Below are 6,589 nucleotides of genomic sequence, written 5' to 3' on the forward strand. Positions count from 1 at the left end.
CCGCTGGACAGGAACAGCCACAGACCCCGGCCCGAGCGAGGAGGCCATGCGCACACCCCGCCGCACATCACCCGGCCCCGAACACCCCTCAGAACACGGCACTTCAGTGCCCGACCCCGGATTGGACCCCGGACCCCCGCGCGGCCGCCGCGCCCACGCGGGCGCGCCCGCTGCAGAGGACGCGACGAGCACGCACCACGCACAGCACGACCCGACCGCAAAACCCAACCCGAGCACACCGAAACCCGCTCCACGCGCGCGTGCCGGACGCCTGCGGCTGCGCCCCCGCACTGTGCGCGCCAAGGTCGTCTGCCTCCTCATGGTGCCCGTCGTGTCGCTGCTCGCCCTGTGGGCGTACGCCACCGTCACCACCGCGCAGGACGTGGCCGAACTCCGGCAGGTGCGGCGGGTGGACGAGCAGGTACGTGCCCCCGTCGCCGCGGCCGTCACCGCACTGCAGGAGGAGCGCGACGCCGCCGTGCGGCACGCCGCAGAGCCGGGCGCCGACCGTGCCGCCCGCCTGAAACAGCGGGCCGCCGCCACCGACCGGGCCGTGAACCGGCTGCGCCTCGGCCCGGCGCACACGGTCGCCGACAGTGGCGACCTGCCGCCCGATGTCGCCGTACGCCTCGACGACTTCATGACCCGGACGAACGGGCTCACCTCGCTGCGCACCACGGTTCTGGACCACCGCACCGACTGGGACGAGGCGTACGACACGTACACGAGGACCATCTCCGCCGCCTTCGGCGTGAACGGCGCCCTCACCGGCATCGCCGACGCCCAACTCGGCTCCGACGCGCGCGTGCTGCTCGAACTCGGCCAGGCGGGCGAGATGTTGGCCCGCCAGGACACCCTGCTTGCCTCCGCGCGCCTCACCGGCTCCCTGGACGGCGAACGGCTGCACCGCTACCTGGGCGCCGTCGACTCCCGCCGCACCCTCACCGACACCGCCGTACGCGACCTGCACGGGCCCGACCGCGATGCGTGGCGCGACCTGGAGGCGGGCAGTGCGTACCGCGACGTGCGCGCCACCGAGGACAAGGTGCTCGCCGCGTCCGACGGCGCCAAGGCCTACGCGGCCATCAAGGGCGGCGCCGGGGAACAGGCCTACCCGGATGTGCGCGAGCGGCTGCGCGCCATCGAGGCGGAGGCGCGTCGCAGTGGTGCGGAGCGCGCCGACCCGTTCACGCGCGGGGCGCTCACCCCGGCGGGCGCCGCGGTCCTGTTCGGGTTGCTCGCCGTCGCCGCGTCGCTCGTCATCTCCGTACGCATCGGCCGCGCACTGGTCGTCGAACTGGTCAGCCTCCGCAACAGTGCCCTGGAGATCGCCCGGCGCAAACTCCCGCACGCTATGGACCGGTTGCGCGCCGGCGAAGAGATCGACGTCCATGCGGAGGCCCCGAAGGGCCCCGCCACCGACGACGAGACCGGTCAGGTCGCGGAGGCCCTGCACACTGTGCACCGGGCGGCGCTGCGCGCGGCCGTCGAGCGCGCCGAACTCGCCAGCGGCATCTCCGGGGTCTTCGTGAACCTGGCCCGCCGCTCCCAGGTCCTCGTACACCGCCAACTGAACCTTCTCGACGCGATGGAACGCCGCGCCGACGACCCCAACGAACTCGGTGACCTCTTCCGGCTCGACCACCTCACCACCCGTATGCGACGGCATGCGGAGAGCCTGATCATCCTGTCCGGCTCCCCGCCGGGCCGGGCCTGGCGCGCACCGGTGTCCCTCACCAGCGTCGTGCGCGCCGCCGTCTCCGAAATCGAGGACTACGCGCGCGTGGAGGTCCGTCAGTTCCCGGAGGCTGCCGTTGTCGGCTCCGCCATCGCCGACGTCACCCACCTCCTGGCCGAACTCATCGAGAACGCCGCCCAGTTCTCCCCGCCGCACACCAGGGTGCGGGTCAGCGGCGAACCCGTCGGCAACGGTTACGCCCTGGAGGTAGAGGACCGGGGTCTCGGCATGGGCAGGGAGCGGCTGGACGCGGCCAACCGGCGCATCGAGCAGTCCGAGGCCCTCGACCTGTTCGACAGCGACCGGCTGGGCCTCTTCGTCGTCAGCAGGCTCTCCTCACGGCACGGCATCAGGGTGCATCTGCGCACCTCGCCGTACGGCGGCACCACGGCCGTGGTGTTGCTGCCCACGGGACTCCTCCAACAGGCCACCGAGGAAAGCGCCTTGGCCGCCCCCGCTCCCGCCCCTGTCCCTGTCCCTGTCCCTGAAATCGGCACCCTCAGAGACCGGTTCGAGCACGCGCGCGTGCCGGGCCACGACGAGGGCCGCGACAACGCCCACACCAACGCCCACACCAGCGCCCACGACAACGCTCACCCACGCGATGTGGCGGCCTTCCCGCGTGCGTCGACCAGCTCCGTACGCCCGGCAAGGCAGCGTCCCGAACTCGCACCCTCGGACCAGCCGGAACCGGCCGCCCGACCCGGCGTCATCACCCTCAAGCTCCACACCAGTACGGGCACCGGCCCCCATGAAGCCGCCACGGAACAGGACTCCCGGAACCGGCCCCCGGACACCAGCACGCGCGCGTGGTCACCGGAGCCCGACGGCCACACAGGGCCGGAGTCCGTCGACGACGACATCGGCGGACTGCCCCGCAGGGTGCGCCAGGCCAGCCTCGCCCCACAACTGCGCGAGCACCCCGCCGCCGAGCCCACACCGGTACCCCAAGGCGCCCCCGAGCCCGGCGAACGTACCCCCGAACAAGTCAGAGCCCGTATGACGGCGTACCGCGACGGCTGGGCGCGAGGCGGCGGCCGCCCACCTGGGGCACCCGGCAGGCCTCGCCCCGGAAGCCCCCGCCCCGGCAAAACCGGCGACAGCAGCGAAGGAGACCGCACATGACCGGCGACCCGCGCCCCGGAACCGCACACCGCTCCGGTGAACTCGACTGGCTCCTCGACGACTTGGTGGCCCGTGTCGGCGACGTCCGGCACTGTGTGGTGCTCTCCAACGACGGGCTCGCCGTCGGATCCTCCAGCACCCTGCGCCGCGCGGACGCCGAGCACCTGGCCGCCGTCGCCTCCGGCTTCCACAGTCTGGCCAAGGGCGCCGGCCGGCACTTCGGTGTCGGGGGAGTGCGCCAGACGATGGTCGAGATGGACGACGGATTCCTGTTCGTCGCCGCGGCGGGAGACGGCTCCTGCATCGCCGTATTGAGCACGGCGGCCGCCGACATCGGTCTGGTCGCGTACGAGATGGCCCGTCTGGTCAAGCGCGTCGGCGAGCACCTGTACACGCCGCCCCGGTACGCCGAGCAGCCCCCCGCCGCGCGGTGAGCGGGAGAGGCGGCCGCAGATGAGCACCCGGAACGGGCCTCAGGGCGGCGACCGCGCGCAGCCCGGCAGCCAGTGGTACGACGCGGAGGCGGGGCCGCTCGTACGTCCTTACGCGATGACGGGCGGCCGCACCGACCCCGGCCCGGCGGCGGCGCGCTTCGACCTGATCGCCCTCGTCGCCCTGGACGCCAACGCACCCGAGGCGGGCGGCGACAGCGCGCTCGGCCCCGAACACCGGGCGATCGTCGACCTGTGCCGCACAGAAGTGCAGTCGGTCGCCGAACTCGCCGCGGGAGCCGACCTCCCCGTCGGAGTGGTGAGGGTGCTCCTCGGCGACCTCCTCGCCGGTGGCTGCGTGAAGATCAGCCGCCCCGTGCCGCCCGCGCAACTGCCCGACGAACGGATCCTGCGCGAAGTGATCGAGGGACTGCGTGCTCTGTGACAAGCCACGGCCACGCGCGCGTGGGGACCGAAACGACGCATGTGGAAACCGAATCCGCGCGTGTGGAAACCCCAACCACGCGCGCGTGGAAACCGAAACCAGGTGGGGCCTCGACCGCCCGCACCTCGACACCACTCGGACGCACAGCGGTCAAACTGCTGCTGTCCACGGTCGAGACCCTCGTGCCCGAGCGCCTGGCGGCCATACTGCTGCCTCCGTCCGGAACCGCTGCCCAGACCCCGGCACACGCGTGCCGACCCCGAACTCCTGGCGTCCACCCGAGAGAAGTGATCGATGGCCCCCGAGCGATACGAAGCCGACAGTGACCCCACGGACCTGTCCCTGAAGATCCTGGTAGCCGGCGGATTCGGCGTGGGCAAGACCACCCTGGTCGGCTCGGTCAGCGAAATCCGGCCACTGCGCACCGAGGAACAGCTCAGCGAACTGGGCGAGTCGGTGGACGACACCGGGGGAGTGGACCGCAAAACCACCACCACGGTCGCCATGGACTTCGGCAGGATCACCATCAGGAGCGGGCTTTCCCTGTACCTCTTCGGCACACCGGGACAGGACCGCTTCTGGTTCCTGTGGGACGAGCTGTCACAGGGCGCACTGGGCGCCGTTGTCCTCGCCGATACCCGGCGCCTCGAGGACAGTTTTCCAGCGGTGGACTTCTTCGAGCACCGCCGCATCCCCTTCGTGGTCGCGGTCAACTGCTTCCCCGGAGCGCGCGGTTACGGAGCCGGTGACGTGTCCCGCGCACTCGACCTGGACCAGGGCACGCCCGTGGTGCTGTGCGATGCCCGTGACCGCGACTCCGGAAAGGAAGTGCTGATCCGGCTCGTCGAGTACGCAGGCCGGATGCACACCGCCCGGCTCCTCGACACCGTCGGCCGGCCCTGACACGGGCCGCCCAGTGCACTGAACCCGCAGCTCAGTCCGCCACTCCGGCCTGAGCGAGAACCTTGGCGATCCGGACCCGCACAAGCAGCTCGCCGGGCACTCCATTGCGCGCGCCGAATTCCTCGGCCCGGTGCCCGCCCATGTACCTGGCGCCGATCCGCGTGGCCCCCGCCCGCACCTGCGCCAGGTCCTCGATCAGCTCGGCCTGCCCCTGGAGCACGACGTACGAGAACGGCGGCCGGTCGTCGTCCACACACAGGGCGACCCGGCCGTCGCGCGCGAGGTTGCGTCCCTTGACGGTGTCCTTACCGGTGTTGAAGACCAGGTGCTCGTCCCCGTCGAGCACGAACCAGATGGGAGCGATGTGCGGGGAGCCGTCGGCCCGTACGGTCGAGAGTTTTCCGGTGCGCGTGCCGTGCGAGACGAAGGCCCGCCACTCGGCGTCAGTCATCTTCTGTGCCATGGCCCCATCCTGCCTTGCCCGTAACGCGCCATTGGTGAAGGCTTGCGAGCAACGGAGTAACGGGGAGGCACAAACATGGCGCAGAACACGGAACTTGGATGGTTGCTGGACGACCTGACCAAGCGCGTCGAACATGTCCGGCACGCACTGGTCCTGTCCAACGACGGCCTGGTCACGGGGACGAGTACGGAACTTCAGCGGGAGGACGCGGAGCACCTGGCCGCGGTCTCGTCCGGCCTGCACAGCCTGGCCAAGGGATCGGGACGGCACTTCGGCGCGGGCACCGTCCGACAGACCATGATCGAGTTTGACGAGGCGATCCTCTTCGTCACCTCGGCGGGCGACGGCAGTTGCCTGTGCGTCCTCAGCTCGGCGGACGCCGACGTCGGCCAGGTCGCGTACGAGATGACGCTCCTCGTCAACCGGGTCGGAGAGCACCTCGGCGTCGGCGCGCGACAGCCCAACGAGACGCCAGCCGTGGAGCTCTGACGGTTCGTCGGCTCGTGCGGCCGGCCGGCCGCACGAGCCGACCGGCCCGTGATTCGGGGCTTTCTCGCGCCGCTCGGCAGAGTTATCCACAGGCCGAGCGGAGAAAGTCGCGAGCGGGCTACGGTCTTCACCGAGAGTGATCGAGCGAACGAACTCACGGGGGAGACCGCCACCATGACGGCACATGCACATGCCGCACCGAACACCGAAGCCCACACGCCCACGGCGTCATACGCGCCGGGTCGCGCGGCAGTAGAACTGGGCTTGAAGCGAACCGAGTTGAATCTCGCGGTCCAGCTCGGCCTGGTCCGCACAGCCGGAGGGAAGGATCCCGGACGCTGGCGGGTGGCCCGGTCCGAGGTCGAACGGCTCCAGGCCGCGCACGGGTTTCCCGAGGCGCTGCGGGGCCGGGTGAAACTCGTCGGCACCAGCGCGGGCGCCGACCTCATGGGCATCACCCGGGACCGCTTCACCAAACTCGCCCGCCTCGGCTTCCTCGTCCCGGCCAAGTTCTACATCAACCGCTACCGAGCGATGGTCTGGCTCTATCTCGCCGACGACGTACGGCAGTTCGCCGAGGCCAACGCCGCGCTGCTCTCCGGCAAGGCACCCGTCACGCTCCGTACCCGGCTTGGCGCGGGTGAGGACCGGCGTGCTCGCAACTGGCGGGAGCGGCACTGCAGTCACCTGCTCCGCCTGGCTCAAGGGCCCTGGGAGGGCGCGGCGGTGACGGCGTCGATGCTCGATGCGGCACAGGTCATGGATCTGGTCCCGGACCCGTATGAACGCGCCTATCTGAACCGGCTGCGCCCGGAGGCGCCAGGGCTCCCCGGCGGCCCGGACTCACCCACCGCCCAGGCCGCCGCGCGGGTGCTCCTGGCTGACGATCCCGACGAGATCCGTTGGCTCTGCACCACACTCGTCCTCGGCTTGGCGGAGGCCAGGAAGAGGCACCCGGCCCCACGCCCAGGCGACCCGCCACCCCTGCCCCCGAG

General features: G+C 71.3%; 7 protein-coding genes. 6 read left to right on the forward strand and 1 reads right to left on the reverse strand.

Features of this window, described 5'->3' with window-relative positions; genetic code table 11:
* The first annotated feature begins 46 nt into the window (after positions 1-46).
* The 4 genes from GUY60_RS03915 to GUY60_RS03930 all read left to right on the forward strand — a co-directional run bounded on the left by GUY60_RS03915 (position 47) and on the right by GUY60_RS03930 (position 4,642).
* Complete coding sequence (locus GUY60_RS03915; RefSeq protein WP_161693750.1) at positions 47-2,863, forward strand: sensor histidine kinase; 2,817 nt, start codon at positions 47-49, stop codon at positions 2,861-2,863.
* Positions 2,860-3,297, forward strand: a complete 438-nt coding sequence (locus GUY60_RS03920) for a roadblock/LC7 domain-containing protein (RefSeq protein WP_161693752.1) — start codon at positions 2,860-2,862, stop codon at positions 3,295-3,297. Before GUY60_RS03915 ends, GUY60_RS03920 begins: the two co-directional genes overlap by 4 nt.
* A 19-nt stretch (positions 3,298-3,316) precedes the next feature.
* The gene (locus GUY60_RS03925; protein WP_161693754.1) at positions 3,317-3,739 is read left to right on the forward strand and encodes a DUF742 domain-containing protein; all 423 of its coding nucleotides are present in this window, start codon (positions 3,317-3,319) and stop codon (positions 3,737-3,739) included.
* A gap of 294 nt (positions 3,740-4,033) precedes the next feature.
* On the forward strand, positions 4,034-4,642 hold the full coding sequence (locus GUY60_RS03930; RefSeq protein WP_161693756.1) for a GTP-binding protein: 609 nt from the start codon (positions 4,034-4,036) through the stop codon (positions 4,640-4,642).
* A 31-nt stretch (positions 4,643-4,673) separates the two neighbouring features.
* On the opposite strand, the gene GUY60_RS03935 is transcribed toward GUY60_RS03930, so the two are convergent.
* Positions 4,674-5,105, reverse strand: coding sequence for a PPOX class F420-dependent oxidoreductase (locus tag GUY60_RS03935; protein ID WP_161693758.1), 432 nt, complete (start codon positions 5,103-5,105; stop codon positions 4,674-4,676).
* Between the two features lie 75 nt (positions 5,106-5,180).
* On the opposite strand from GUY60_RS03935, the gene GUY60_RS03940 reads away from it, so the two are divergent.
* Positions 5,181-5,594 (forward strand): roadblock/LC7 domain-containing protein, encoded by a 414-nt coding sequence (locus GUY60_RS03940; protein ID WP_161693759.1) that lies wholly within the window; start codon positions 5,181-5,183, stop codon positions 5,592-5,594.
* A gap of 264 nt (positions 5,595-5,858) precedes the next feature.
* A partial coding sequence (locus GUY60_RS03945; protein WP_161693761.1) for a DUF6397 family protein occupies positions 5,859-6,589 on the forward strand: 731 nt, incomplete at its 3' end.

The sequence above is a fragment of the Streptomyces boluensis genome, assembly GCF_009908195.1.
Taxonomy (GTDB): Bacteria; Actinomycetota; Actinomycetes; order Streptomycetales; family Streptomycetaceae; genus Streptomyces; species Streptomyces boluensis.